The organism is Pseudomonas oryzihabitans (genome assembly GCF_024652905.1).
GTDB classification, from domain to species: Bacteria; Pseudomonadota; Gammaproteobacteria; order Pseudomonadales; family Pseudomonadaceae; genus Chryseomonas; species Chryseomonas benzopyrenica.
Genome location: NZ_CP102428.1, coordinates 3,818,957 through 3,843,096, shown reverse-complemented (window position 1 = coordinate 3,843,096; position 24,140 = coordinate 3,818,957). Strand labels below are relative to the sequence as shown.

Below are 24,140 nucleotides of genomic sequence, written 5' to 3'. Positions count from 1 at the left end.
GCTCACCTCTCAAGGTCGACTAAGAAAAGACAGAGGGCGCCTAGGCGCCCTCTGTGCTACCGCTGACCCGAGGTCAGAACGGCAGATTCAGATCCGGCTCCACCGCCAGCAGCTGCTTGCGGAACACCGTCTTGATGCGCTCCAGCTCCTCGAGGGTTTCCGCCTCGAAGCGCAGCACCAGCACCGGCGTGGTGTTGGACGCACGCACCAGACCCCAACCGTTCTGGTAATCGACGCGAACGCCGTCCAGGGTGGTGATCTGGGCATCGCCCCACTGGGCGTCGCGCTGCAGGGTCTCGATGATGCCGAACTTGCTCTCTTCGGTCACCTGGATATTGATCTCCGGGGTGGAGATGTCTACCGGGAAGGTATCGAACACCTGTTGGGCGCTGTGCTTCTCCTGGCTGAGGATCTCCAGCAGGCGCACGGCGCTGTAGATGCCGTCGTCGAAACCGAACCAGCGTTCCTTGAAGAACACGTGGCCGCTCATCTCGCCGGCCAGCAGGGCGCCGGTTTCCTTCATCTTCTTCTTGATCAGCGAGTGACCGGTCTTCCACATGATGGGACGACCGCCGTAGCCGGCGATGAGGTTGTTCAGGCGGCGGGTGCATTTGACGTCGAAGATGATGTCGGCGCCCGGATTACGGGAGACCACGTCCTTGGCGAACAGCATCAGCAGCTGGTCGGGATAGATGATCTTGCCTTCGTTGGTCACCACGCCGACGCGGTCGCCGTCACCGTCAAAGGCCAGGCCCAGGTCGGCACCGGTTTCCTTGACCTTGGCGATCAGGTCTTCCAGGTTCTCGGGCTTGCCCGGATCCGGATGGTGATTGGGGAAGTTGCCGTCCACCTCGCAGAACAGCGGGATGACCTCGCAGCCCAGGGACTCGATCAGCTGGGGGGCATTGACCGCGGCGACACCGTTGCCGGCGTCCACCACCACCTTGAGCTTCTTGGCCAGCACCACGTCGTTGCGGATGTAGTCGGCATAGCTCTTGAGCACGTCGACCTGCTTGATCTGGCCCTGGCCGCTGGCCACGTCGCCGGTCTCGATGCGCTCGCGCAGACGCTGGATGGATTCGTTGGCCAGGGTCTCGCCGGCGATGACGATCTTGAAGCCGTTGTAGTCCGGCGGGTTGTGGCTGCCGGTCAGCATGACGCCGGACTTGCCTTCGAGCACGTTGGCTGCGTAGTAGAGCACCGGGGTCGGCACCATGCCGACATCGCTGACATTGGCGCCGCTGTCGGCCACGCCCTTGATCAGTTGGGCGACCAGCTCGGGGCCGGACAGGCGGCCGTCACGGCCGACGGCCACGTTGGGCTCGCCACGCGCCAGGCTCTCCGAGCCGATGGCGCGCCCGATCCAGTAGGCGGCTTCGGCGGTCAGGGAGTCACCCACCACGCCACGGATGTCGTAGGCGCGGAAGATGCTGGCGTTGAGTTGGGGGGCTTGCGGGGTAGTGCTCATCGGGGGTTTCTCCAATCCCAGGAGATCCTGGTCTTCGTCGAGGATACTGATATCGAGGATGTCGGTGGTCTGGAACAGCGGCTCGCTCTGCTGAGCGCGGCCTCTGTCGGCAAACTCCGCCAGGGTCTTGGCCACGGCATCGCTAGGTGCCGCAGCATATAGGTCCGGCGACGACCCGGCCGATCGGCTGGCCAATCGGGCCGTCGACTTGGCCACGGGTTCCATTACCGCCAGGCGCAAAGTCGGGCTTTTGGCTATCTGATTGGATTCAAGTTCCTCGGCATAGGCCGTCAGACTGCGGACGTCGTCACGGAGCCGGCGTGACAGCTCCCGGGAAAACAGCCAAAAGCCCGCCAGCACGCCGAACAGCGCCAGCAGCAGCGCTACCAGGGGAAGGCCCACAGGGGTATCGGCGCCGGCCTCGGCGGCCGGTGCCAGTTCCAGCGTCCAGAGCGGGCTGCCGGTGGCGAGCCGGCGCATCAGCGCCGGATCACCGGGGCTGCCGCCGCTGGCCAGTACCTGCACACCGCCACCGGGAAATTGCTGCAGCAGGCGCCACTGGCCGACATTCGCCGGCGGCGTGGCCCAGCCCTGCAGCACCGCCGGCAGCGCTTCCACCAGTACGGCGCTGCCGAGCAACTGATCGCCGCGGCGGATGGGCTGGGCGCTGTAGACCAGCCAGCGATCCCCCAGGCGATAGGCTTCCGGTGGGGTCCGCTGGCCGCTTTCCAGGCGCTTGAGCAGATCGAGGGCGGCATAGTTGAGGGGACCGGGACGGTCGTCTTCGATCTGGCGCATGCCGGCCGGCACCACCAGCACATCGACCACGCCGAGGCGCTCGCGCAGCTGGCTTTCCGCCGTCGCACGCGCCGCGGGGTCATCGCCCTGGAGCGCCTGCAGCACCAGGGCATCCCCGGCGACGCCCTGCAGCCGTCGCGTCAGACCGACCAGCAGCTGATTGAGGGAGGCCGCCTGGGCCTGCAGCGCCTGGTCCGCCTGCTGCTCCTGGTTGCGCGCGCCCTGCGGCTGCAACACCAGGAACCACAGCAGCAGCGCGGCCAGCAGCAGACCGGCGAGCGCCAGCAGCAGCCCCGCGCCCATGCCGGGCAAGCCCGCGACCCGAGGGGCCGTCTTGCGCACATCCTTGCCGTTCTTGCCCCTTGCCATGCCGTTCTTCTCCTTTATGTCACGGCGCGCCTCGCATGTTTGGCGTCAGCGGGTACCGGAGTGCCCGAAGCCGCCGGTACCCCGTTCGGTCTCGGTAAAGTTCTCGACGATGTCGAAGTGCGCCTGGACCACAGGTACGAGCATCAGCTGGGCGATACGTTCGCCGATGCTCACGGTGAAGGTGGTCTGGCCGCGATTCCAGCAGGAGACCATGAGTTCGCCCTGGTAGTCCGAGTCGATCAGACCGACCAGATTGCCCAGCACGATACCGTGCTTATGGCCCAGTCCCGAGCGCGGCAGGATCAGCGCCGCCAGCGACGGATCGGCCACATGGATGGCAAGCCCGGTGGGGATCAGCGCGGTCTGGCCCGGCTCCAGCACCAGTTCCTCCTGCAGCATGGCGCGCAGGTCGAGGCCGGCCGAACCAGGCGTGGCGTAGGATGGCAGCGGGAAATCGCGCCCCAGGCGCGGGTCGAGGATCTTGGCTTGGAGGCTATGCATGAGTCTGAGCGGTGTCTTTGAGGTGGGTGGAAATCAGGGCGATGAGCTGGCGGGCGATCTTGCTCTTGCTGGTCTGCTCGAAGCGGATCTCGTGCAGGCCACGGTCGATCACGGTGACCGCGTTGTCTTCGCTGTTGAAGCCGATGGCCGGATTGGCCACATCGTTGGCGACGATGAGGTCGAGATTCTTGTCGCGCAGCTTGCGCTGGGCGTACTCCAGCAGATTCTGGGTTTCCGCGGCGAAGCCGACGCTGAAGGGCCGATCCGGGCGCCCCGCCAGGGTGGCGAGGATGTCCGGGTTGCGCACCAGCTCCAGCAGCAGGCCGTCACCGCGGGTGGGGTCCTTCTTCAGCTTGTGCGGCGCGATCACCTCGGGGCGATAGTCCGCCACCGCCGCCGAGGCGATGAGCACGTCGCAGGGCATCAACGCCTCGCAGGCGGCCAGCATGTCGCGGGCGCTGATCACGTCGATGCGCTCGACGCGGTCGGGGGTCGGCAGGTGCACCGGGCCGCTCACCAGGCTGACGCGAGCGCCCGCCTCCGCCGCCGCTTCCGCCAGGGCGAAGCCCATGCGACCGGAGCTGTGGTTGGTGATGTAGCGCACCGGGTCGATGTTTTCCTGGGTCGGGCCGGCAGTGATGACTACGTGGCGACCGGTCAGGTCGAGGCGCTGGAAGCAGTCGGCAGCGAGCTGAGCGAGGTCGGTGGCTTCCAGCATCCGACCGGGGCCGACGTCGCCACAGGCCTGGCTGCCACTGGCCGGGCCGAACAGCTTGATACCGCGACTGCGCAAGAGCTCCGCATTGGCCTGGGTGGCCGGATCGCGCCACATGGCCTGGTTCATGGCCGGTGCCAGGGCGACCCGGGCATCGGTGGCCAGCACCAGGGTGGTGAGCAGATCGTCCGCCACGCCTTGGGCCAGGCGCGCCATTACATCGGCGGTGGCCGGCGCGACCAGCACCAGATCGGCCCAGCGGGCCAGCTCGATATGACCCATGGCCGCTTCGGCGGCCGGATCCAGCAGATCCAGGTGCACCGGCAGCCCGGACAGCGCCTGCAGGGTCAGCGGCGTGATGAATTCGCGCCCGCCGCGGGTCAGTACCACCCGCACCTCGGCGCCCTGATCCTTGAGGCGGCGCACCAGCTCGGCGCTCTTGTAAGCGGCGATGCCACCTCCGACGCCCAGCACGATGCGTTTACGATGGAGCCGCTGCATATAGCCTTTCCGTTCTCGAACCGTCTAGAACGGGCATCGCACGGCCAATCGAGGCCTGCGCGCACCCGCGAATGATCCGGTTAAGATAGCACAGCGCCTGCAGGACGCAGGCGCCCCGCCAGACAAGGAGCACCCATGAGCATCAAGGATTGGCCGGCCCAGGAACGGCCGCGGGAGAAACTACTGGAGCAAGGCGCCCAGGCCCTCACCGACGCCGAGTTGCTGGCGATCTTTTTACGCACCGGCGTGGCCGGCAAAAGCGCGGTGGATCTCGCCCGCCAGTTGCTTGGGGAATTCGGCAGCCTGAGGGCCCTGCTGGAGGCCGACCTCACCGCCTTCAGCACCCACCTCGGCCTCGGCCCGGCCAAGTACAGCCAGCTGCAGGCGGTGCTGGAAATGGGCCGCCGCCACCTGGCCGAAGGCCTCAAGCGCGACTCGGCGCTGGAAAGCCCCCAGCAGGTCCGCGACTATCTAAAGGCGCGCCTGCGCCACGAACCCCACGAAATCTTCGGCTGCCTGTTCCTCGACACCCGCCACCGGGTGCTGGCCTTCGAAGCCCTGTTCCACGGCACCATCGACGGCGCCAGCGTCTACCCCCGCCAGGTGGTCAAGCGCGCCCTCGCCCACAACGCCGCTGCCGTCATCCTCACCCACAACCACCCTTCCGGCATCGCCGAACCCAGCCAGGCCGACCGCCTGCTCACCACGCGCCTGAAGGACGCCCTGACGCTGGTCGATGTGCGGGTGCTGGATCATTTCATCGTGGGGGATGGAGAGCCGCTGTCGATGGCGGAATATGGGTGGCTTTAGCTATTGAATCTACTGTTGTTGAAACCATTCAGATAGTTGTTTTAAAAAATTTTTATTTTGGATCATTCTCGTTAGAAAATTTGCTCGCGTCATCCTTGAAAATTATAAATTTTTCTGGGTCTAGATTAGTAGTGCCTATCAAATGCTTTCTTACTTTGCTTAAGACCTGTCTGACGTCAGGCGCTTCTGGAGAATGCGAAAGCACTGCGGAAAGGTCCTCAAGAATTTCATCCGGCAACCACAAAAAAGCTTCGAAAGTCAGTAAATTTAGATGCTTTCGGCTTTCCGGCCATGAACACCACTCCGATATAAGATCAGCAATCTTTGCGGCCTTATCTCTGATTTGAATTTCTCTTTTTAGCTCTTCGATGGCCCTGGTTTGATCTCTAATTATCTCGTCCTTGATGCGCTCTAAATCCTTTGAATACTCGTGATCTATACTCGCCCTCAAGCGATTTTCGATCCAGGCTTTTCCTAAAAACCCTATAAGTAAAGTACCTAGGCCTGCCCCAAACAAAGAGCATACAAAAGACCAGAATCCTTCCATTGCGGCATCCGAGATGGCTTAAGAATTTCCTGATAAGCCTATACGAGTTTTTTTATTCTGCTTTCCAACAACCCCGGAAACCTCGTATACCACGTCTGATTTAATGGCGACGGATGCGGTAGTGGATAGAGGGTCAGCGTCTTGCGGGTGCCCTCCTCCGTCTCCAGGGTGACCTCGATGCTGCTTTCGAAGCGGTCTTCGCTCTTCCAGAAGGCCTCCAGGCGGGCGCGCTCTTCCTTGGATTGGCCGATGCCGAACCAGAGGAAGGCCTCGCGACCGAAGGTGATGAGCTGGGTGCCGTGCCAGTGTTCCACCAGCAGGCGGCGCATCAGGGGATGGAAGGTCTTTTTCACCCGTTCCGACCAGGCTTTGTTGCCCAGGGGTTTGTAGGGCACGGTGTTGGCCCAGAAGAATTGCTGGCTCAGGCTGCGGCTGGCTTCGAAGTCGGCCGGGGGTTGGCCGTGCAGGTGGGTATAGAGGACCTTGCGGGCGATCTGGCCGCCGCTGCCGATGAAGGGCTCGCCGTACTTCACTTCCTCCCGCCCCGGATCGCGACCGAAGAAGCCCAGGGGCGCATCGGGATCGCCCAGACCGATGATGGGGTCCAGCGGGTCCTTGGCGAATTGTTGATAGACCGGAAGATCGACACCTGGAAGATCGGCAGCGAGCTGGCGAAAGGCTTCGCGCTCTGCGGAAGACAGCGGCATGCAACAGCTCTCCATCGAGGAATTAATCCCTCTAGTAGAGCGCTGCCCGGCGGTTGACGTTCCGTAACGACTGGCGGAGCGGCAGCCCTGGGGCGATAGGGTAAACTGCCCGGCTCGAACGACCCTCAAGGTGAATCCCGTTGATCAATCTGCTACGCAACGGCCTCGGCCAGGTGATCGTCGGCCTGGATCTGGTGACCCGGCCACGCAAGCTCCAGCGCCCTGAGCAGGCTCAGACTGCCATCGAGGCGGAGCTGGCGAATCTGTCGCTCTATCAGTTCCAGGCCTGCCCTTTTTGCGTGAAGACGCGGCGGGCGCTGCATCGGCTGAACCTGCCGATCCGCCTCAAGGACATCAAGAAGGATCCACAGCTGCGCGCCGAGCTGGAACAGGGCGGTGGCCGGGTGAAGGTGCCTTGCCTGCGCATCGACGAAGGCAGCCAGAGCGTATGGATGTACGAGTCGGACGACATCATCGCCTATCTGGAGCAGCGCTACGGCGAGCGGCAGCCGGGGTAACGTTCAGGTAGCGACTAGAATGGACAAGGCGGCGGCGTTGCTCAGGCTGACGCCTTGGCGTGTTGGGCTTCGCTGCGCTCAACCCAACCTACGGGGCTAGAGGTCGCTTTCTTCGACCTTGCGGACCTTGCTGGCGTCCAGGGTGTAGGACGCTTCGGCGAGGTCGTTGTCGACCGCCTCGGTGTGCAGGGTGCCGATGACCCAGTAGGGCTCGTAGATGTCTGGTAGCGGCACGCCCTTGGGGTAGCGCACCAAGACGATCTGGTTCGGCGGCGGCGGCGGCACGTGGATGCAGGCGCCCGGATAGGGCACCAGGAAGAATTCGCGGAAATTGCCCTTGGCGTCGGTCTCAAGCGGCACCGGAAAACCACCCAGGCGCACGTTCTTGCCATTCAGGGCGGCCACGGTGCGGGTGGAGTGCATCACCTCGGGCAGCCCATTGTCCTTCTGCTTGAGCCCGCCCGGCGAGCCGAAACCGCCCGGCGCTTCGGGGCTGTTGTGGCTGATCTCGGGCATGGTCTCCAGGGCGTGGCGATCTTCGGCGGTGAGCAGATCGAGCCAGTTGGTTTCTGGCGGTTCACCCTTGGCGGCGTGAGTTAGCAGCGGCAGGCTGGCGAGCAGCAGGGTAATGAGCAGTCTGGGCATGGTCGGCAGGTCGGACGCAAAAGTCCGAGTGTGCGGCGCGCCAAGTCAGGGGTCCAGCCCCAAGGCCGCAAAGCAGAGCCTCGCCCATTAAAAAGCCCCTGGATCGACGGGCGACACCAGGGGCGGAAACGCTGTGCTGCTTGGCTTCGCCGAGGCGAAGCGGCGTCTTAGAACCTATTCACTATCTGCTGCGCGTCGGCCAAACGGCGTTGAAAATGACTTCGGAATGCTCATTTACCCTTTGTAAACTCCGCTTCCTCAGCCATCTTCGCCTTGTTTGTCTCTAGCTCGCGAGATCGTGAACACGTTCTTAGCGACGCTTGGTCACCATGCCGTAGATAAACAGCACGATGATGGCGCCGACCACGGCACCAATGAAACCTGCGCCTTCACCGGCACGGTAGATGCCCAGTGCCTGGCCCAGGTAGGTGGCGACCACGGAGCCGACGATGCCCAGGATGATGGTCATGATCCAGCCCATGCTGTCGTCGCCCGGCTTCAGGAAGCGGGCAACCAGGCCGACGATGAGACCGATGATGATGGTTGCGATGATGCCCATGTGAAGAATCCCCTGTTTGAGTGCTGGTAAGACAACGCCGGTCAGCAGGCGTCGTTGTACTCTCCGACCACCGGTGATCCTTCGAGGTTCAGGGGAAAACGGCTTCCGTGTGCGGAAGCCGTCTGGCATCAATCCTGGATCAGGGCTTCCAGGGCGGCGATGCGGGTCTGCAGGGTCGCGGCATCGGCGCTGCGCAGGGTGGCGTGACCGACCTTGCGCCCGGCCTTAAAGGCCTTGCCGTAGTGGTGCAGATGGCAGTCTTCCAGGGCGGTGACGGCGGCCACCGGCGGGACCGAGCCGATGAAGTTGACCATGGCGCTCTCGCCCACCTTGGCGGTGGAGCCCAGCGGCAGGCCGGCCACGGCGCGCAGGTGGTTCTCGAACTGGCTGCACTCGGCGCCTTCGATGGTCCAGTGTCCGGAATTGTGCACGCGCGGGGCGATCTCGTTGGCCTTGAGGCCACCCTCGACCTCGAAGAATTCGAAGGCCAGCACGCCGACGTAGTCGAGCTGTTCCAGCACGCGGCGGGCATAGTCTTCGGCCAGGGCCTGCAGCGGATGGTCGGCACTGGCCACCGACAGGCGCAGAATGCCGCTCTCGTGGGTGTTGTGCACCAGCGGATAGCAGGCCACCTCACCGTCGCGACCGCGCACGGTCACCAGGGACACCTCGCCGGTGAAGGGCACGAAGCCTTCCAGCAGCAGGGGCACGCTGCCCAGTTCGGCGAAGGCGCCGGTGACGTCCTCCGGCTGACGCAGGACCTTCTGGCCCTTGCCGTCGTAGCCCAGGGTACGGGTCTTGAGCACCGCCGGCAGGCCGATACGGGCCACGGCGGCGTCCAGGTCGGCCTGGGAGAGCACGTCGGCGAAGGCTGGGGTGGGGATGCCCAGGTCGCGGAACATGGACTTCTCGAACAGGCGATCGCGGGCGATGCGCAGGGCTTCGGCGGACGGATAGACCGGCACGAATTGCGAGAGGAAGGCCACGGTCTCGGCCGGGACGCTCTCGAATTCGAAGGTCACCAGATCGACCTCGTCGGCCAGCTGGCGCAGGTGATCCTGGTCGCCGTAGTCGGCGCGCAGGTGTTCGCCCAGGGCAGCGGCGCAGGCATCCGGCGCCGGATCGAGAAAGGCGAAGTTCATGCCCAGCGGCGTGCCGGCCAGGGCGAGCATGCGGCCCAGCTGGCCGCCACCGATGACGCCGATCTTCATGCCTGCTCCCTCGGATCGGGATTGTCCAGCACGGTGCGGGTCTGCTCGTCACGGAAGGCGTTCAGCCGCTCGTGGTACTCGGGATACTTGCCACCAAGGATGCTGGCGGACAGCAGCGCGGCGTTGATGGCGCCGGCCTTGCCGATGGCCAGGGTGGCGACCGGCACACCGGCGGGCATCTGCACGATGGACAGCAGGGAGTCGACGCCCGAAAGCATGGACGACTGCACCGGCACGCCGAGCACCGGCAGGTGGGTCTTGGCGGCGCACATGCCCGGCAGGTGGGCGGCGCCACCGGCGCCGGCGATGATCACCTCGATACCGCGGCCGGCAGCCTCTTCGGCGTACTGGAACAGCAGGTCGGGGGTGCGGTGGGCGGAGACCACCTTCACTTCGTGGGGAATGCCCAGCTTGTCCAGCATGTCGGCGGTGTGGCTCAGGGTGGACCAGTCGGACTTGGAGCCCATGATCACGCCTACGAGTGCGCTCATCGTCGTGCCTCTGAAATGAAGAAGCCACGCGGCGGACGTGGCTTGGGAAATGAGCGGGACAGTATAGACGAAAGCGTGGCAGAGCGTGCCCCTGCGCCGGGTATCGCCTGTCGGTTGCAGGACAGGCTGTGGCGCCCTTGGGATGGGTGGTGGTGTGGGGTGAAAGGTACGGGCCAGAGGCCTGGGGTGGGGCGTGGCGTTAGGGGGTTGGCTTTTATCGCGGCCATGGGCCGCTCCTACAGCAGCAGCCCCTACCGTAGGAGCGGCCCATGGCCGCGATTAATGCAGAGCGGGCGCGTTAGCGGATCACCTTGGCCGCGATAAGCCCTGCCTCAGATCCCCACGTCCGGCAGTTGCGGGCGGGTTTCCAGGGCCTTGGCCATCAGGCGTTCGACGAAGGCGCGATCCGCGTCGGGCAGGGCCAGGCGGGGTGGGCGGGTCAGGGCGCGGCCGCGGCCGGCGAGTTCTTCGCAGAGCTTGATGCACTGCACCAGGTCCGGGCGGGCGTCCAGGTGCAGCAGCGGCATGAACCACTCGTAGAGCGGCATGGCGTCGGCGAAGCGGCCGGCCTTGGCCAGGCGGAAGATGGTTTCGCCTTCGGTGGGGAAGATGTTGGACATGCCCGAGACCCAGCCCTCGGCGCCTACGGCGATGCTTTCCAGCACCACGTCGTCGAGACCGGCGAAGAGCACGAAGCGGTCGCCCACCTCGTTGCGCACGTCGATGAAGCGGCGGGTATCGCCGGAGGAATCCTTGAAGCAGACGATGTTGTCGACGTCGGCCAGGGAAATGAGGATGTCCGGGGTGACGTCGTTCTTATAGATCGGCGGGTTGTTGTAGACCATCAGCGGCAGGTCGAGGGCGCTGGCCACGCTGCGGAAGTGGGCGGCGGTCTCGTGGGGCTTGGCCGAGTAGACCAGCGCTGGCATGAGCATGATGCCGTCGGCGCCGGCGCGACCTACTGCCTGGGCGGTGCGGGTAGCGTTGAGGCTGGTGAATTCGGCCACGCCACAGATCACCGGCACGCGACCGCCGGCGGCGTCCTTGGCGACCTCCACCAGGCTGATCTTCTCTTCCAGGGTCAGGGAGGTGTTCTCGCCCACGGTGCCGCACATCACCAGACCGGAGACGCCATCGCGCACCAGGTTGCTGATCACGCCATGGGTCTGGTCCAGATTGACCGAGAAGTCATCGTTGAATTGGGTGGTGACGGCGGGAAAGACGCCGCTCCAGTTAACGCGGGGAGTGCTCATGCAGGGGTTTCCTCCAGACGCAGACGGGGCTTGAGAGAGTCGCGGTATTGCCGGGGCGACAGGCCGGTGAGACGGCGGAACTGGCGGCTGAAGGCGCTGTGGTCGGTATAGCCACAGGCCAGGGCCACTTCGGTGACGGGCAGATCGCGGGCCAGCAGGCGCGAGGCGGCGTCGAGCCTGGCCTTGTGCAGCAACTGCTGGGGCGTGAGGCGCAGGATGCGTTTGCATTGGCGTTCGAGCTGGGAGACCGAAAGGCCCACCCGCTGACTCAGTTCGCCCACCGAAAGCGGCTGGGCATAGTGCTCGCGCAGATAGCGATCGACCTCGGCCACCTTGGCGTGGGCCGGATGATCGGCGGCCGGTGCCTGCAGGTCGTGGGAGATGCCCGCCATACCCATGAGTCGGCCCTGGGCATCGTGCAACGGCAGCTTGCGGGTCAGGCACCAGCCTGGGGTACGGCCGGCATAGAGGTGCAGCTCCAGCTGGTCGTCCAGCGCCAAGCCTTCGCGCAGCACACGGCGATCCTGTTCGGCGTAGGCGCCACCCAGGGGGGCGGGAAAGACTTCCTCGGCGGTCTTGCCGAGCAGTTCGCTGACGTCTTCATAGCCGCAGCGCTGGGCCAGGGTCAGGTTGACCAGCACATAGCGTGCCTCCAGGTCCTTGACGAAGAACACCACGCCGGGAATGGCGTCGAGCAGCGGCGCCACCAGGCTCAGGCTCGCCAGCAGCGCGGGCAGATCGGCGGGCCGGGCGCGGTTCAGGGCGTCCAGGTGGGCAGCGGCGTTCATCTCTCGTCCTCGGTCAGGGCCAGCAGGCTGTCGATACGGGTGGGTTGCAGGGGAAAGCGCGGCACCGGGGGCGTCCAGCCCAGCAAGACGCGGGTGGCCTGGCCGCAGATGCGGCCCTGGCAGGCACCCATGCCGCAGCGGCTGCGCAGCTTGGCCTGGGTCCAGTCGGCATGGCCAACCAGGGCACCAAGGGCCACGTCTTCGCAGCGGCAGACCAGGGTATCCGGCTGGGCCAGCCGGGCAATGGCCGGATTCAGAGCGAAGGTACGGGCCAGCTGGGCGGCGAAGCGGCGCCAGGCACGGGCCTCGGTCTGCACGCCAGCGATAGCGTCGAGCTGGTTACTAGCGACCAGGCCGGCGATCCGCCCGGTGACCTGGGCCAGTTCGTTGCCGCCGATGCCGGTGCATTCGCCGGCCGCCAAGATGTGTGGCTGGCCGGTGCGCTGGTGTTCATCTACCGCCACAGCGCCGTCCAGGGTGGCGCAGCCCAAGCTCTGGGCCAGTTCGACATTGGGCACCAGGCCGTAGCCACAGGCCAGGCGGTCGCAAGCGATCTCCCAGCGACGCTCGCCCTGGCGCAGGCGCACGGCTTCGAGACGCTCAGTGCCGAGCGCCGCCTCGACCCAGGTGTCGGGGCTATAGCGGGAAGTGGCCAGCGTCAGCGCCTGGCGCAACTTGTTCGGCCAACGCCAGAGCCCCAGGCCGAAGTCGAGCACGGCGCGGCGCCTGGCCTGTTCGGCGACCAGGGCGATGCGGGCACCCGCTTGGCGCGCCGTGGCGGCACTGGCCAGCAGCAGCGGACCGGTACCGGCGACGACGATGCGTTCATCGGCGACTTCGACTCCACCCTTGATCAGTGCCTGCAGGCCGCCGGCACCGGTCACGCCGGGCAGGGTCCAGCCGGGAAACGGCAGCAGCAGTTCGCGGGCGCCGGTGCAGAGGATGAGCGTTTCGAACGCCAGGGTACGACTGCCACTGGCGTCTTCCAGCAGCAACTGGCGAGGCCCCAGAACCGCCGCGACCCGGGTGCCGCTCAGTAGCGTCACGTCGGCCGGCAAGCTGCCGACCTCGGCCGCAACCTGCCCGACTCTGGCACGCCAGATCTGGCCGCCGGGCAAGGGATTGTCGTCCAGCAGCACCAGGTTCAGGCCGCGGCCACTGGCGGCGCGGGCAGCGGCGAGACCGGCCGGGCCGGCGCCGATGATGAGCAGATCGCAGCGCGTGGCTTTCATGACAGGCGCTCCACCTGCATGCCGTCCTGGCAGCAGGTCTGGCACGCCAGACGGCGTACGCCATCGACCTGCACCCGGCATTCCTGGCAGACGCCCATGCCGCAGAAAGGTGCTCGGGCCTCCCCGGTCACCGAACGGCGCGCGGCGGGGTTGCCGCTCTTGGCCAGGGCGGCGGTGAGCAGGCTGCCGGGGCGGACCTGCAGGCGCTCACCATCGATGAACAGGGTCAGCATGCCTGGCTCCTCGGCGCGGTAGTGAAACGCGCCGGTGCGAAGGGTTCCACGTGGAACGTCGAAGACTCGCCGAACAGTCCATTGGCGATGGCTTCGGCAGTGGCCGGCGCGGTGGTGACGCCCAGGCCCTCGTGACCGACCGCCAGCCACAGACCGGGCTGGTCGGGATGGGCGCCGATCAAGGGCAGGCCGTCGGGACTGGCGGCGCGCTGACCGGTCCAGCCGCGGATCAGCGAGGTATGGATCAGACCCGGCAGGAAGTCCAGGGCGCGGCGCAACAGCTGGCCAACCACCGCGGGTTCCACGGCCATATCCGGACGCTCGAATTGCCGCGACGAACCGATCAGCAACTGGCCGGTGGGCCGCGGCTGGACATTGAAGGCCACCGAGGCGCCGCTGCTGGCGTGAGCGCTGGCGCCGTAACCGATTTCCACCAGCTGGTGGCGGACCTGCTCGGGATAGCGGTCGGTGATCAACAGATGACCCTTCTTCGGCACCAGCGGCAGGTCCGGGCATAGGCTGGCGGCCTGCAGGCCGGCGGCAAGCACCACGGCATCAGCGCTCAGCCAGCGACCATCGTCCAGCCGTACGCGCTGGCCTTCGACGGTGCTTACCCGGGCGCGCTGGAATTCGATCAGTGGCGAGCGCTGCAGCAACCAGGCGGCGACTACCGGGGCATAGAGCAGACCATCGCCAGGCACCTCTAGACTGCCGGCCAGGGCAGTCAGTGCCGGTTCGGCGGCGGCAGTCGCCGCAGCGTCGAGCGGCTGGTTGGCGACGCCCTGGGCGTCCAGGCGCTGACGTTTCTCTTCGATCAGCTCCAGTTCGGCGGCGTCGCGGGCCAGCCAGAGGGTGCCGCAGTTGCGGTAGTCGGCGGCGCCCGGCAACTGGGGCACCAGCTCACGCCAGAGTGCCAGGGAGCGGGCGCTCAAGGTCAGTTCGGCGGGGTCGTCATCCATCACCACTAGGTGGCCCATGCCAGCGGCGGAGGCGCCGGGCAGGCCGGCGTCCAGCACCCGCACGCGACAGCCCCGCGCGGCCAGGGCCGCAGCGCAGCTGGCCCCGACGATGCCGCCGCCAACGACGAGAACCTCCGCTACCGACTTCACCCCGGGATGCCCCAGGCGAAGGGATCGTCGGCGGCCAGCAGCAGGGTCGCCTCGGCCATGACGTGGGCGCGCCCACGGATCACCGGCAGGATGCGGCCCTCGTCGCCCGCTTGGTAATGGGCCTCGAAACGACTGCCGATGACGCTGGCCTGCTGCCAGACGGCGCCGGGTTCGAGATCGCCGTCCGCCGCCAGGCAGGCCAGCTTGGCGCTGGTGCCGGTGCCGCAGGGCGAGCGGTCATAGGCGCGGCCCGGGCAGAGCACATAGCTGCGACTGTCGGCGCCGTCCGGGTCGTCGGCGAAGAGTTCGATGTGATCGATATGGCCGCCCTGCTCGCCGGTGATACCTGCGGCCTCCAGGGCGCCCCGCAGGGCCAGACTGAAGGTGAGCAGGCCGTCGAGGTTGTCGGCGGCGACGCGCTGGCCGTGATCGGCACAGAGAAAGAACCAGTTGCCACCCCAGGCGATGTCGCCGGTGACCGGGCCATGATCGGGAATCTCCACCTGCACGCCCTGCCGGTAGCGATAGGCCGGGACATTGCGCACGCTGACGCTGCCATCGTCGTGCAGGGTGGCGGTGACATCGCCCACCGGCGTCTCGATCAGGTGATCGCCAGGGCCGATCCGGCCAAGATGGGCCAGGGAGACGACCAGGCCAATGGTGCCGTGGCCACACATCCCGAGGTAGCCGACTTCGTTGAAGAACACCACGCCAGCGCTGGCGGCAGGAGATACCGGCTCACAGAGCAGGGCGCCGACCAGCACCTCGTTGCCGCGCGGTTCACGCATGCAGGCCCGGCGGAAGGCGTCATGCTCCCCGGCCAGCCGGGTGCGGCGCTCGGCCATGCTGCCCTGGCCCAGATCGGGAAAACCATCGAGGACCAGGCGGGTGGGTTCACCGCCGGTGTGGGAGTCGATGACGCGGATGCGCTGCATGGCTGACCTCCGTGAGAGAGGCTCCAGTGTCGCGCAGACAGGCGCAAAAGGCTTGCAGGACGTCGGCTAGCTAAAAGCCGATATCGGCATAATCGCCTGCTGTCGATCAGCCGCCGTGGCTTTGACTTTCGAGATGTCGCCAGACCTGCTGCACCAGCCGCTTGCGCAACAGGGCACAGCGGTAGAGGCGGATCTCCAGGCCGACCTGCCAGGCCGCATCGCCGCAGATGGCCAGTTCGCCGCGGGCCAGTTCCGCCGCCACAGACAGCTGTGGCACCCAGGCCACGCCCAGGCCTTGCAGGGCCATGGTCTTGAGGCTGTCCGCCATGGCGGTTTCGTAGAGGGTCACGGCGCGCAGCTTGCGCTGGCGTAGGAGCAGATTGACCGAGCGGCCGAGAAAGGCGCCGGCGCTGTAGGCCAGCAGGGGGACGCTGCTCTGCCCGTCCAGCTGGAACATCGGTCGGCCTTCGCCATCGGTGGCGCAGACCGGCAGCATGGCGGTGTGTGCCAGGTGCAGCGAAGGAAACAACTCCGGATCCATCTGCAGGGCGGCGTCGGGATCGTGGAAGGCCAGCATCAGGTCGCAGGCGCCATCGCGCAGGGCATGGATGGCATCGCCGACGTTGGTGGCCACCAGTCGGCTGGCCAGCGCCAGGCCCTGGCCGCGCAGGCCGGCGATCCACTGCGGAAAGAAGCCCAGGGCCAGGGAGTGGGCGGCGGCGAATTGCAGCACCTCGCCCTGCCCGCCTTCCAGGTGATGCAGATGGCGCACCGTCTCGCCCAGTTGCTCCACCACGCTGCGCGCCGTGACCAGAAACAGCTGACCGGCTTCAGTCAGGCTGATCGGGGTGTGGGATCTGTCCACCAGGGTCAGGCCGACGCTTTCCTCCAGCGCGCGGATGCGTCGGCTGAAGGCGGGCTGGGTGACGAAACGTTTTTCGGCGGCTTGGGAAAAACTGTAGGTGGCCGCCAGGGCCACGAAGTCTTCCAGCCATTTGAATTCGATGTTCATGGCACCCATACGTCGTCTGATCTCGCGAGGTCACAACCAGAGTTATGCCGATCCGGCATGAGGCTTGGCAGATCGGCATTGGCCGGGATCTGCTGGCAGGCCTAGATTCTAGGGCATCGCGGCGTCCGCCGCTCGATCGAAGCCTAACGCTATCATGTCCGACTCTGCATCATCCGTCCGCCTCGAAAAAGATCTTCTCGGTACCCTCGACGTCCCCGCCGATGCCTACTACGGCATCCAGACCCTGCGCGCCGTGCAGAACTTCCGCCTCTCCGGCGTACCCCTCGGTCACTACCCCAAGCTGGTGGTGGCCCTGGCCATGGTCAAGCAGGCGGCGGCCGACGCCAATCACCGGCTCGGCCACCTGCCAGCGGCAAAGCACCAGGCGATCAATGAGGCGTGCTCGCGCATCATTCGCGGCGAATTCCACGACCAGTTCGTGGTGGACATGATCCAGGGCGGGGCCGGCACCTCGACCAACATGAACGCCAACGAGGTGATCGCCAACGTCGCTCTGGAGCTGCTCGGCCATGCCAAGGGCGAGTATCGCCACCTGCACCCGAACAACGACGTCAACATGGCGCAGTCGACCAACGACGCCTACCCCACCGCCATCCGCCTGGGCCTGCTGCTCGGCCATGACGCCCTGCTCGCCAGCCTGGACAGCCTGATCACCGCCTTCGCCGCCAAGGGTGTGGAATTCGCCGAGGTGCTGAAGATGGGTCGCACCCAGCTGCAGGACGCGGTACCCATGACCCTCGGCCAGGAATTCCATGCCTTCGCCACCACCCTGGGCGAAGACCTGGCGCGGCTGAAGAGCCTGGCGCCGGAGCTGCTCACCGAGGTCAACCTGGGCGGCACCGCCATCGGCACCGGCATCAACGCCGACCCCGGCTACCAGCTGCTGGCCGTGCAGCGCCTGGCGGACATCAGCGGCCAGCCGCTGACCCCGGCCGCCGACCTGATCGAAGCCACCTCGGACATGGGCGCCTTCGTGCTGTTCTCCGGCATGCTCAAGCGCACCGCGGTGAAGCTGTCGAAGATCTGCAACGATCTGCGCCTGCTCTCCAGCGGCCCGCGCACCGGCATCAACGAGATCAACCTGCCGCCGCGCCAGCCGGGCAGCTCCATCATGCCGGGCAAGGTCAATCCAGTGATCCCCGAGGCGGTCAACCAGGTAGCCTTCGAGATCATCGGCAACGACCTGGCGCTGACCCTGGCGGCCGAGGGCGGCCAGCTGCAGCTCAACGTCATGGAGCCGCTGATCGCCTACAAGATCTTCGACTCCATCCGCCTGCTGCAACGCGCCATGGACATGCTGCGCGAGCATTGCATCACCGGCATCACCGCCAACGTCGAGCACTGCCGCCGCCAGGTGGAGCACTCCATCGGCCTGGTCACCGCGCTCAACCCCTACCTGGGCTACGAGACTTCCACCCGTATTGCCAAGACGGCGCTGGAAACCGGTCGCGGGGTACTGGAGCTGGTGCGCGAGGAAAACCTGCTGGACGAGGCGACCCTGGACGACATCCTGCGCCCGGAAAACATGATCGCCCCGCGGTTGGTGCCCTTGAAGGCCAAGGCCTGAGTCCCGCACGCCAGACTTGAGCGGTAAGCGCGGCAACTCCCCGTGGGCGCGGTATCCTTCTTGCTTGGAAGGCTGCCACCGCCCCGGGGAGTTTGCCCATGCGTCAGTCCGGTCTGATCAATCTCAACCTGGTGTCCCTGGTCCTCCAGCAATTGGCGGCCGACACGCCCGCCCGGGCGGCGCCGCTGCTGGCCGGCAGCGGCCTGCGGCTGGACGACCTCGAACAGCCTCATCGGCTCATCACCCTGGCCCAGGAACAGCGGGTCATCGCCAACGCCCTGCCCGTCGCGCCACCCGAACTGGGGCTGCTGCTGGGCTGGCGGCTGCGGGTCTCCGGCTACGGCCTGCTCGGCTATGCCCTGCTCAGCGCTCCAACTCTGGGCGCGGCGCTGCAGGCGGCCCTGGCCCACCAGGGCCTGCTCGGTGCCTATTTCACCCTGCGCCTGGAGCGCCACGGCGAGCTGGCCTGGCTCAGAGCGGATGACCACCCCTTCGCGCCAGAACTGGAACGCTGCAACGCCGAGTGCTGCCTGGCCTCGCTGCGGGCAATTTGCTGCGACCTCCTGGGCACGCCTCTACCCCTGGTGCAGGTGGCTTTTCGGCACCCCGAGCCGACCTATCGCGAGCGCTATGACGATTGCTTCGGCGCCGCGCCCCTGGCCTTCGGCGCCGCCTTCAATGGCCTGGCCTTTCCCGCCACCTGGCTGGAGCGCGGCCTGCCGCTGGCCGATCCGGTGACCCATCGCGACGCCCTGGAGCAGTGTGGTCGCCTGGCTCCGGAACAGGATCGCCAGCGCGCCCTGCTCGCCCGCATCCGCACCCTGCTGGGCGCCGACCTGGCTGCACCACCCTCCTTCGCGGCCCTGGCCGGCCACCTCGGCATGGCCCCGCGCAGCCTGCGCCGTCACCTGCAGGCCGGCGGCAGCGGCTATCAGCAACTGCTCGACGAGCTGCGCTTCGCGCGGGCGCGTGATCTGCTGGCCCAGGAACGCCTGCCCATCTATCGCATCGCCGAGGCGATGGGCTTCAGCGAGACGGCCAGTTTCCGCCATGCCTTTCGCCGCTGGAGCGGACAGTCGCCCCGGGGTTATCGGCTCTAGCGGCTGGCGTATGCTGAGCGCTTTCCGTCCCCAAGGAGGATTTTCCATGCCCTCACTGAAACTGCTCGCGGACCGCGGCCAACCCACCGACCAATACCGCCTGCCGGCGGAAAAGCGCCTGGCAGGCGATCCGCTGCAGAGTCTCTGGCTCGACTACGAAGATGGCAGTGGTGTTTTCGCCGTCGGCCACTGGCACAGCGAGGTGGGCAAGTGGCGGGTGAGTTACACCGAGGAGGAGTACTGCCAGATCCTCGAAGGGGTGAGTCTGGTCACCGATGACCAGGGCCACCCCACCCGCCTCGAACCGGGCAGCAGCTTTGTCGTGCCGCGTGGCTTCCAGGGGACCTGGGAGGTCGTGGAGCCGACCCTCAAGCGCTTCGTGGTCTACGAAGCCAAGGGCGGCTGATGGCCGGCGCCGGGCGCAATCTGGCCGGATCTATCCCCTTTTGGCCGCTGTGCCTCTCGTCGCGGGGCGCCGGGCTGGCAAGAATCAGGACAGAGCCCGCCGCCCGGAGTCGCCATGCGCATCCACCACAGTCCCGATCACGCCCTGCATCACGGCCGCTGCGAACTGATCGATGGCCAGTTGCAGCCCTGTTTCGAAAAGCCCCAGCGCGTCGAATTCATCCTCGCCGAGTGTCACCGCCGGCAGCTCGGCGAGGTGGTGGCGCCCCGCGACTTCGGTCGAGCGCCCCTGGCGCGCATCCATAGCGCGGCCTATCTCGATTTTCTCGCCGGTGCCTGGAGCGAATGGGCTGCCGCGGGCGAGACCGTGGACCTGCTGCCCTATACCTGGCCGGCGCGTACCCTACGCCAGGTGCTGCCGCCCACCAGCCTGCACGGGCGCCTGGGCTACTACAGCTTCGACGGCGGGGCGCCCATCACCGCCGGCACCTGGCAGGCCGCCTACAGCGCCGCCCAGGTGGCCCTGAGTGCCGGGGCCGAGGTCGCCGCGGGCACGCGCAGCGCCTTCGCCCTCTGCCGCCCGCCGGGCCACCACGCCGCGGCCGATGTCATGGGCGGCTACTGCTACCTGAACAACGCCGCCATCGCCGCCCAGGCCGCCCTCGATGGCGGCGCCCGGCGGGTGGCCATCCTCGATGTCGACTACCACCACGGCAACGGCACCCAGGACATCTTCTATGCCCGCGACGACGTGCTGTTCCTGTCGCTGCACGGTGATCCGAGTTTCGAATTCCCCTTCTTCCTCGGCTATGCCGACGAGACCGGCACCGGGGCGGGCCAGGGCTTCAACCTCAATCTGCCGCTGCCCGCCGGCAGCGCCTGGGACAGCTGGAGCGCCGCGCTGGAGGTGGCCCTGACGCGACTCCAGAGCTATGCCCCGGACCTGCTGCTGGTCTCCCTGGGCGTGGATACCTTCAAGGCCGATCCCATTTCCCAGTTCAAGCTGGAGAGCGATGACTACCTGCGCCTGGGCGAACGCTTGGCGCGGCTCGGCCTGCCGACCCTGTTCGTCATGGAGGGCGGTTACGCCGTGGCGGAGATCGGCATTAATACGGTGAACGTCCTGGCCGCCTTCGACGGCGCCTGATCCCTATCGCGAGGAATCCGACCATGCACAGCCTCTTGCGTCCGCTCACCGCCCTGCTGGGCAGCGCCCTGCTCGCCAGCGCCGTCCAGGCCGCCGATCCTGGCGAACTGCGGGTCTACAACTGGGCCGACTACATCCTGCCCGAGACGCCCAAGGACTTCGCCAAGCAGACTGGCATTCGCGTCACCTGGGATACCTTCGACAGCAACGAGTCGCTGGAAGCCAAGCTGCTGACCGGTCGCTCCGGCTACGACCTGGTCATCCCTTCCAACCAGTTCCTGGAAACCCAGATCAAGGCCGGGGTGTTCCAGAAGCTGGACAAGACCAAGCTGCCCAACTGGCAGAATCTCGATCCCGAGTTGCTCAAGCTGCTGGAGGTCAACGATCCGGGTAACCAGTACGGCGTGCCCTACATGTACGGCACCATCCTCATCGGCTTCAATCCGGCCAAGGTCAAGGCGGCGCTGGGCGCGGACGCGCCGGTGGACAGCTGGGACCTGGTGTTCAAGCCGGAGAACATGGCCAAGCTCAAGAGCTGCGGCGTGGCCATGCTGGATTCGCCTTCGGACATCCTGCCGGTGGTACTGCACTACCTGGGCCTGGATCCCAACAGCGCCAACGCCAAGGACTACGAGAAGGCCACGGCGCTGATGCTGAAGATCCGTCCCTACATGGCCTACTTCAACTCCACCAAGTACATGACCGATATCGCCAACGGCGACATCTGCGTGGCGGTGGGCTATTCGGGCAGCTTCTACCAGTTCGGCAACCGCGCCAAGGAAGCCGGCAACGGCGTGGTGGTGGACTGGCGCCTGCCGCGCGAGGGTGCGCCCATCTGGTTCGACACCTGGGCCATTCCGGCCAGCGCCGCCAACGTCGACCAGGCCCATGCCTTCATCAACTACCTGCTCGAACCCAAGGTGATCGCCGGAATCAGCGACTACCTCGGCTACCCCAACGCCAACAAGCCGGGCATGCCGCTGGTGACGCCCACGATCCGCGACAACCACGACCTGGTGCCCACCCCGGAAATGCTCAAGAAGCTCTATGTGGTGCAACCCCTGCCACAACCCATCGAGCGGGTCCGCACCCGTGCCTGGAGTCGCATCAAGGCCGGCAACTAGCGGCAACGGCGTCCACGACCACCCGAATGGTAGCCAATGGCTACCATTCGGCGGTTACATCCCCGCGTCCGGGAACCCTCTATCGCGCTAAGGGACTTATTGTGCTGAAGTGACCCATTGGATTTACCTGCCAGGTACGGCGTCATGTCCCTCAGTCTCGCCCTCACCCGAGCGCTGGCTCGGCCTTTCTGGGCCCTGCGCTTCGAACCGGTATTGGAACGGCATTACCAGCACGACATCGCCCGTTCGCGCCGGCGGCACCTGCGCATCAGCCTGACGGTCGCCATCCTGGCCTACGCCAGCTTCTCGATCTGGGACTGGATCCTGATGACCGAGGCCTTCTGGGTCATCAGCCTGCTCAGTGCCTTGGTGGTGCTCGGCGGGGGCGTGACGCTCTTGGCCCTCAAACTGATGCCGGCCGAGCATCCGGCGCGCGAGTGGCTGGGCATCCTGCCGTGTCTGCTGGCCTATGCACCGCCGCTGTTCGACCTCCAGGCGAGCGATGTCGCGCATCGCGCCCTCTGGCTGGCCACCCTCCCCCTCATGACGCTGTTCACCAACAGCTGCATCGCCCCACCCCTGCGGCAGGCGGCGGCACATAGCCTGTTCGCCCTGCTGACCATCGGCCTGGCCACCCAGATGCATGGTCTGCCCGTCGTGGAGGCTTCGCTGGTACTCACCCTGGCCGGCGCCACCGTGGTCTTTACCCTGCTCAACAGCTTCTGGATGGAAAGGGCCCGCCGGCAGGGCTATCTGCTGATTCTGCGTGATCGGTTGCGCAACGAAGAGCTGGCCGCCACCAACCGCGTTCTGGAACAGCAATCGGCCACGGACCCCCTCACCGGCGTGGCCAACCGCCGGGCGCTGATGCAGGCCCTGGCCACCGCCATGGCCCATCCCCCGCCCCGGCCATTGCTCCTACTGATGATCGACGTCGATCACTTCAAGGCCTTCAATGACCGCTATGGGCATCCGGCCGGCGATCGCTGCCTGCAACGGGTCGCCACCGCCCTGGCCAATGAATTGCGCGCCGGCGACTGCCTGGCCCGCTACGGTGGCGAGGAGTTCGCCATCCTCTGCACCCCTTCGCGCGAGGAGGATGCCGGCAAACTGGCCCAGCGCCTGCTCGATGCGGTACGACGCCTGGAGATTCCCCACCTCGGCCCCCCTGCTGGTCCGCGCGTGACCGTGAGCATCGGCGGCGCCTGCGCCCGACTGGACCACGACTGCGCCGAAACCTTTATCGAAGCCGCCGATCGCCAGCTCTACTGGGCCAAGCAGGCCGGGCGCGACCGCGCCATCCTGGAGGATTGCGATCGCTGCCAGACCCAGGTCGCTGAACCCAGCTAGCCCAGGCGATAGACCCGATCGACCAGAGTCGCGCTGGCCAGGCGCTGGCGCAGATCGTCGTCCAGGTGAGGGTCCTGCCAGTCGTAGAGACCGATGCGGCCATAGGCCTGACCGCGCCGGGGGCGGGTGCCCAGGTACTCCCAGACCACTCGGGTGCAGGCCGGCTCGCGGCGGTCGGAGGCGCTGACGCCCAGCTTGAGGCCGTTGAGGCGATCGATACGATTGCGCGCGCTGGGCAGCAGCACCGTCTGCGACAACTCGTTGCCGGTGAGGGATTCGTAGTCGGTGAAGAACAGCCGGCTTTCCAGGCTCATGGCCAGGCCCAGGTAGCGAAAGCGTGCCTGGCTCGTGGCCTCGCCCTGACGACGCAGGCGTTCGAAACGCACATAGCGAAAGACGCCTTCCTCCTCGAACAGCCGTACCAGCCCACAGAGCACTACGCCTGGGGTGGAGAGCGACGGATAGTATTCGTGGTAGTAGCCCTGGTAACGGACCAAGCCTTCCTGGCGTTCGCCGAACAGGGCCAGCGCCTGCCCCGCCCACCCCGTCTCCTGGCTGACCGGTGCCCCCAGGCGCGCCGCGAATTGCCGTTGCGGCAGCTGCAGATCACTGGCCGGCAATCCGAAGAACTCCGCCAGTCGCTGCAGGTTGTAGGGCGACGGACGGCTCTGGCCGTTGAGGTAGCGATTGAACTGGGCACGGTTGATACCGACGGCGCGACAGACGGCGGCAATCGAGCGGTGGCGCTGGCAGAGCAGCTGCAAATTGGCGGAAAAATCGCTCATGAACCCTGCCCAAGCTTGACAGACGGCCGGAAAACTAGCATCAAGTCGCGCCATTTTGAAGCGAGGCGCGGAATTGTCCACGCCGGTGGGATAGCCGAACCTAGGCGGCCCGGTCCGTCTTACTGCCCGTTCCACCCGGACCGATCCGTCCCAGCGCCCTGTCCCGGTCGTCTCCCCACGACCGGGCGCGGTGTCGGGAGCGGGATATTCCACAATAATAGCCCCAAGGCTTGCGAGCC

25 protein-coding genes are annotated in these 24,140 nt (G+C 66.3%); 8 read left to right on the top strand and 17 right to left on the bottom strand.

What is annotated here, in order from left to right:
* Positions 1–73: 73 nt before the first annotated feature.
* From algC to coaBC, 3 genes are all read right to left on the bottom strand, one after another.
* A complete protein-coding gene (gene algC / locus NRG74_RS17845) occupies positions 74–1,468 on the bottom strand; it encodes a phosphomannomutase/phosphoglucomutase (RefSeq protein WP_197480243.1) in 1,395 nt (464 codons plus the stop codon).
* 1,212 nt (positions 1,469–2,680) lie between these two features.
* Entirely contained in the window at positions 2,681–3,136 is a 456-nt protein-coding gene (gene dut, locus NRG74_RS17840; protein WP_068384508.1) for a dUTP diphosphatase, read from the bottom strand.
* Positions 3,129–4,352 carry a bifunctional phosphopantothenoylcysteine decarboxylase/phosphopantothenate--cysteine ligase CoaBC gene (coaBC, locus tag NRG74_RS17835; protein ID WP_257704959.1) on the bottom strand — a complete coding sequence of 408 codons (1,224 nt, stop codon included), beginning with the start codon at positions 4,350–4,352 and terminating at the stop codon, positions 3,129–3,131. Before coaBC ends, dut begins: the two co-directional genes overlap by 8 nt.
* A gap of 135 nt (positions 4,353–4,487) precedes the next feature.
* Between coaBC and radC the strand changes: the two genes are divergently transcribed.
* Positions 4,488–5,162 (top strand): RadC family protein, encoded by a 675-nt coding sequence (gene radC, locus NRG74_RS17830; RefSeq protein ID WP_173148867.1) that lies wholly within the window; start codon positions 4,488–4,490, stop codon positions 5,160–5,162.
* A gap of 52 nt (positions 5,163–5,214) precedes the next feature.
* On the opposite strand, the gene NRG74_RS17825 is transcribed toward radC, so the two are convergent.
* Both NRG74_RS17825 and NRG74_RS17820 read right to left on the bottom strand, forming a co-directional pair.
* Positions 5,215–5,709, bottom strand: a complete 495-nt coding sequence (locus NRG74_RS17825) for a hypothetical protein (protein ID WP_257704958.1) — start codon at positions 5,707–5,709, stop codon at positions 5,215–5,217.
* Between the two features lie 38 nt (positions 5,710–5,747).
* On the bottom strand, positions 5,748–6,416 hold the full coding sequence (locus NRG74_RS17820) for a uracil-DNA glycosylase family protein (protein WP_257704957.1): 669 nt from the start codon (positions 6,414–6,416) through the stop codon (positions 5,748–5,750).
* 140 nt (positions 6,417–6,556) lie between these two features.
* On the opposite strand from NRG74_RS17820, the gene NRG74_RS17815 reads away from it, so the two are divergent.
* The gene (locus NRG74_RS17815; protein ID WP_257704956.1) at positions 6,557–6,934 is read left to right on the top strand and encodes a glutaredoxin family protein; all 378 of its coding nucleotides are present in this window, start codon (positions 6,557–6,559) and stop codon (positions 6,932–6,934) included.
* Positions 6,935–7,030: 96 nt separating this feature from the next.
* Here NRG74_RS17815 and NRG74_RS17810 read toward each other — a convergent pair whose 3' ends face one another.
* From NRG74_RS17810 to NRG74_RS17760, 11 genes are all read right to left on the bottom strand, one after another.
* Positions 7,031–7,579 (bottom strand): DUF3299 domain-containing protein, encoded by a 549-nt coding sequence (locus NRG74_RS17810; RefSeq protein WP_093253038.1) that lies wholly within the window; start codon positions 7,577–7,579, stop codon positions 7,031–7,033.
* Between the two features lie 310 nt (positions 7,580–7,889).
* Positions 7,890–8,138 carry a GlsB/YeaQ/YmgE family stress response membrane protein gene (locus tag NRG74_RS17805; protein WP_007160058.1) on the bottom strand — a complete coding sequence of 83 codons (249 nt, stop codon included), beginning with the start codon at positions 8,136–8,138 and terminating at the stop codon, positions 7,890–7,892.
* Positions 8,139–8,266: 128 nt separating this feature from the next.
* The gene (locus NRG74_RS17800; protein ID WP_160922115.1) at positions 8,267–9,349 is read right to left on the bottom strand and encodes a 5-(carboxyamino)imidazole ribonucleotide synthase; all 1,083 of its coding nucleotides are present in this window, start codon (positions 9,347–9,349) and stop codon (positions 8,267–8,269) included.
* Positions 9,346–9,840 carry a 5-(carboxyamino)imidazole ribonucleotide mutase gene (gene purE / locus NRG74_RS17795; protein WP_007160060.1) on the bottom strand — a complete coding sequence of 165 codons (495 nt, stop codon included), beginning with the start codon at positions 9,838–9,840 and terminating at the stop codon, positions 9,346–9,348. Before purE ends, NRG74_RS17800 begins: the two co-directional genes overlap by 4 nt.
* Before the next feature lie 332 nt (positions 9,841–10,172).
* Entirely contained in the window at positions 10,173–11,093 is a 921-nt protein-coding gene (locus tag NRG74_RS17790) for a dihydrodipicolinate synthase family protein (RefSeq protein WP_257704955.1), read from the bottom strand.
* Positions 11,090–11,881, bottom strand: a complete 792-nt coding sequence (locus tag NRG74_RS17785; protein ID WP_017639212.1) for an AraC family transcriptional regulator — start codon at positions 11,879–11,881, stop codon at positions 11,090–11,092. Before NRG74_RS17785 ends, NRG74_RS17790 begins: the two co-directional genes overlap by 4 nt.
* Positions 11,878–13,113, bottom strand: coding sequence for an NAD(P)/FAD-dependent oxidoreductase (locus NRG74_RS17780; protein WP_257704954.1), 1,236 nt, complete (start codon positions 13,111–13,113; stop codon positions 11,878–11,880). Before NRG74_RS17780 ends, NRG74_RS17785 begins: the two co-directional genes overlap by 4 nt.
* The gene (locus tag NRG74_RS17775) at positions 13,110–13,346 is read right to left on the bottom strand and encodes a (2Fe-2S)-binding protein (protein ID WP_064307664.1); all 237 of its coding nucleotides are present in this window, start codon (positions 13,344–13,346) and stop codon (positions 13,110–13,112) included. Before NRG74_RS17775 ends, NRG74_RS17780 begins: the two co-directional genes overlap by 4 nt.
* On the bottom strand, positions 13,340–14,455 hold the full coding sequence (locus tag NRG74_RS17770) for an NAD(P)/FAD-dependent oxidoreductase (protein WP_257704953.1): 1,116 nt from the start codon (positions 14,453–14,455) through the stop codon (positions 13,340–13,342). Before NRG74_RS17770 ends, NRG74_RS17775 begins: the two co-directional genes overlap by 7 nt.
* Complete coding sequence (locus NRG74_RS17765) at positions 14,452–15,390, bottom strand: 4-hydroxyproline epimerase (RefSeq protein WP_257704952.1); 939 nt, start codon at positions 15,388–15,390, stop codon at positions 14,452–14,454. Before NRG74_RS17765 ends, NRG74_RS17770 begins: the two co-directional genes overlap by 4 nt.
* Before the next feature lie 106 nt (positions 15,391–15,496).
* On the bottom strand, positions 15,497–16,402 hold the full coding sequence (locus tag NRG74_RS17760; protein WP_184289401.1) for a LysR substrate-binding domain-containing protein: 906 nt from the start codon (positions 16,400–16,402) through the stop codon (positions 15,497–15,499).
* A gap of 154 nt (positions 16,403–16,556) precedes the next feature.
* Between NRG74_RS17760 and NRG74_RS17755 the strand changes: the two genes are divergently transcribed.
* From NRG74_RS17755 to NRG74_RS17730, 6 genes are all read left to right on the top strand, one after another.
* Complete coding sequence (locus tag NRG74_RS17755) at positions 16,557–17,990, top strand: aspartate ammonia-lyase (protein ID WP_017639206.1); 1,434 nt, start codon at positions 16,557–16,559, stop codon at positions 17,988–17,990.
* A gap of 98 nt (positions 17,991–18,088) precedes the next feature.
* Positions 18,089–19,090, top strand: coding sequence for an AraC family transcriptional regulator (locus NRG74_RS17750; RefSeq protein ID WP_257704951.1), 1,002 nt, complete (start codon positions 18,089–18,091; stop codon positions 19,088–19,090).
* A 46-nt stretch (positions 19,091–19,136) separates the two neighbouring features.
* Entirely contained in the window at positions 19,137–19,496 is a 360-nt protein-coding gene (locus tag NRG74_RS17745; protein WP_257704950.1) for a cupin domain-containing protein, read from the top strand.
* A 114-nt stretch (positions 19,497–19,610) separates the two neighbouring features.
* Entirely contained in the window at positions 19,611–20,642 is a 1,032-nt protein-coding gene (locus NRG74_RS17740) for a histone deacetylase family protein (RefSeq protein ID WP_257704949.1), read from the top strand.
* 23 nt (positions 20,643–20,665) lie between these two features.
* Positions 20,666–21,766 carry a polyamine ABC transporter substrate-binding protein gene (locus NRG74_RS17735; RefSeq protein ID WP_257704948.1) on the top strand — a complete coding sequence of 367 codons (1,101 nt, stop codon included), beginning with the start codon at positions 20,666–20,668 and terminating at the stop codon, positions 21,764–21,766.
* Positions 21,767–21,910: 144 nt separating this feature from the next.
* A complete protein-coding gene (locus tag NRG74_RS17730) occupies positions 21,911–23,116 on the top strand; it encodes a GGDEF domain-containing protein (RefSeq protein ID WP_257704947.1) in 1,206 nt (401 codons plus the stop codon).
* On the opposite strand, the gene NRG74_RS17725 is transcribed toward NRG74_RS17730, so the two are convergent.
* A complete protein-coding gene (locus NRG74_RS17725) occupies positions 23,113–23,901 on the bottom strand; it encodes a helix-turn-helix domain-containing protein (protein WP_017639200.1) in 789 nt (262 codons plus the stop codon). The genes NRG74_RS17730 and NRG74_RS17725 overlap by 4 nt on opposite strands.
* Positions 23,902–24,140 lie beyond the last annotated feature (239 nt).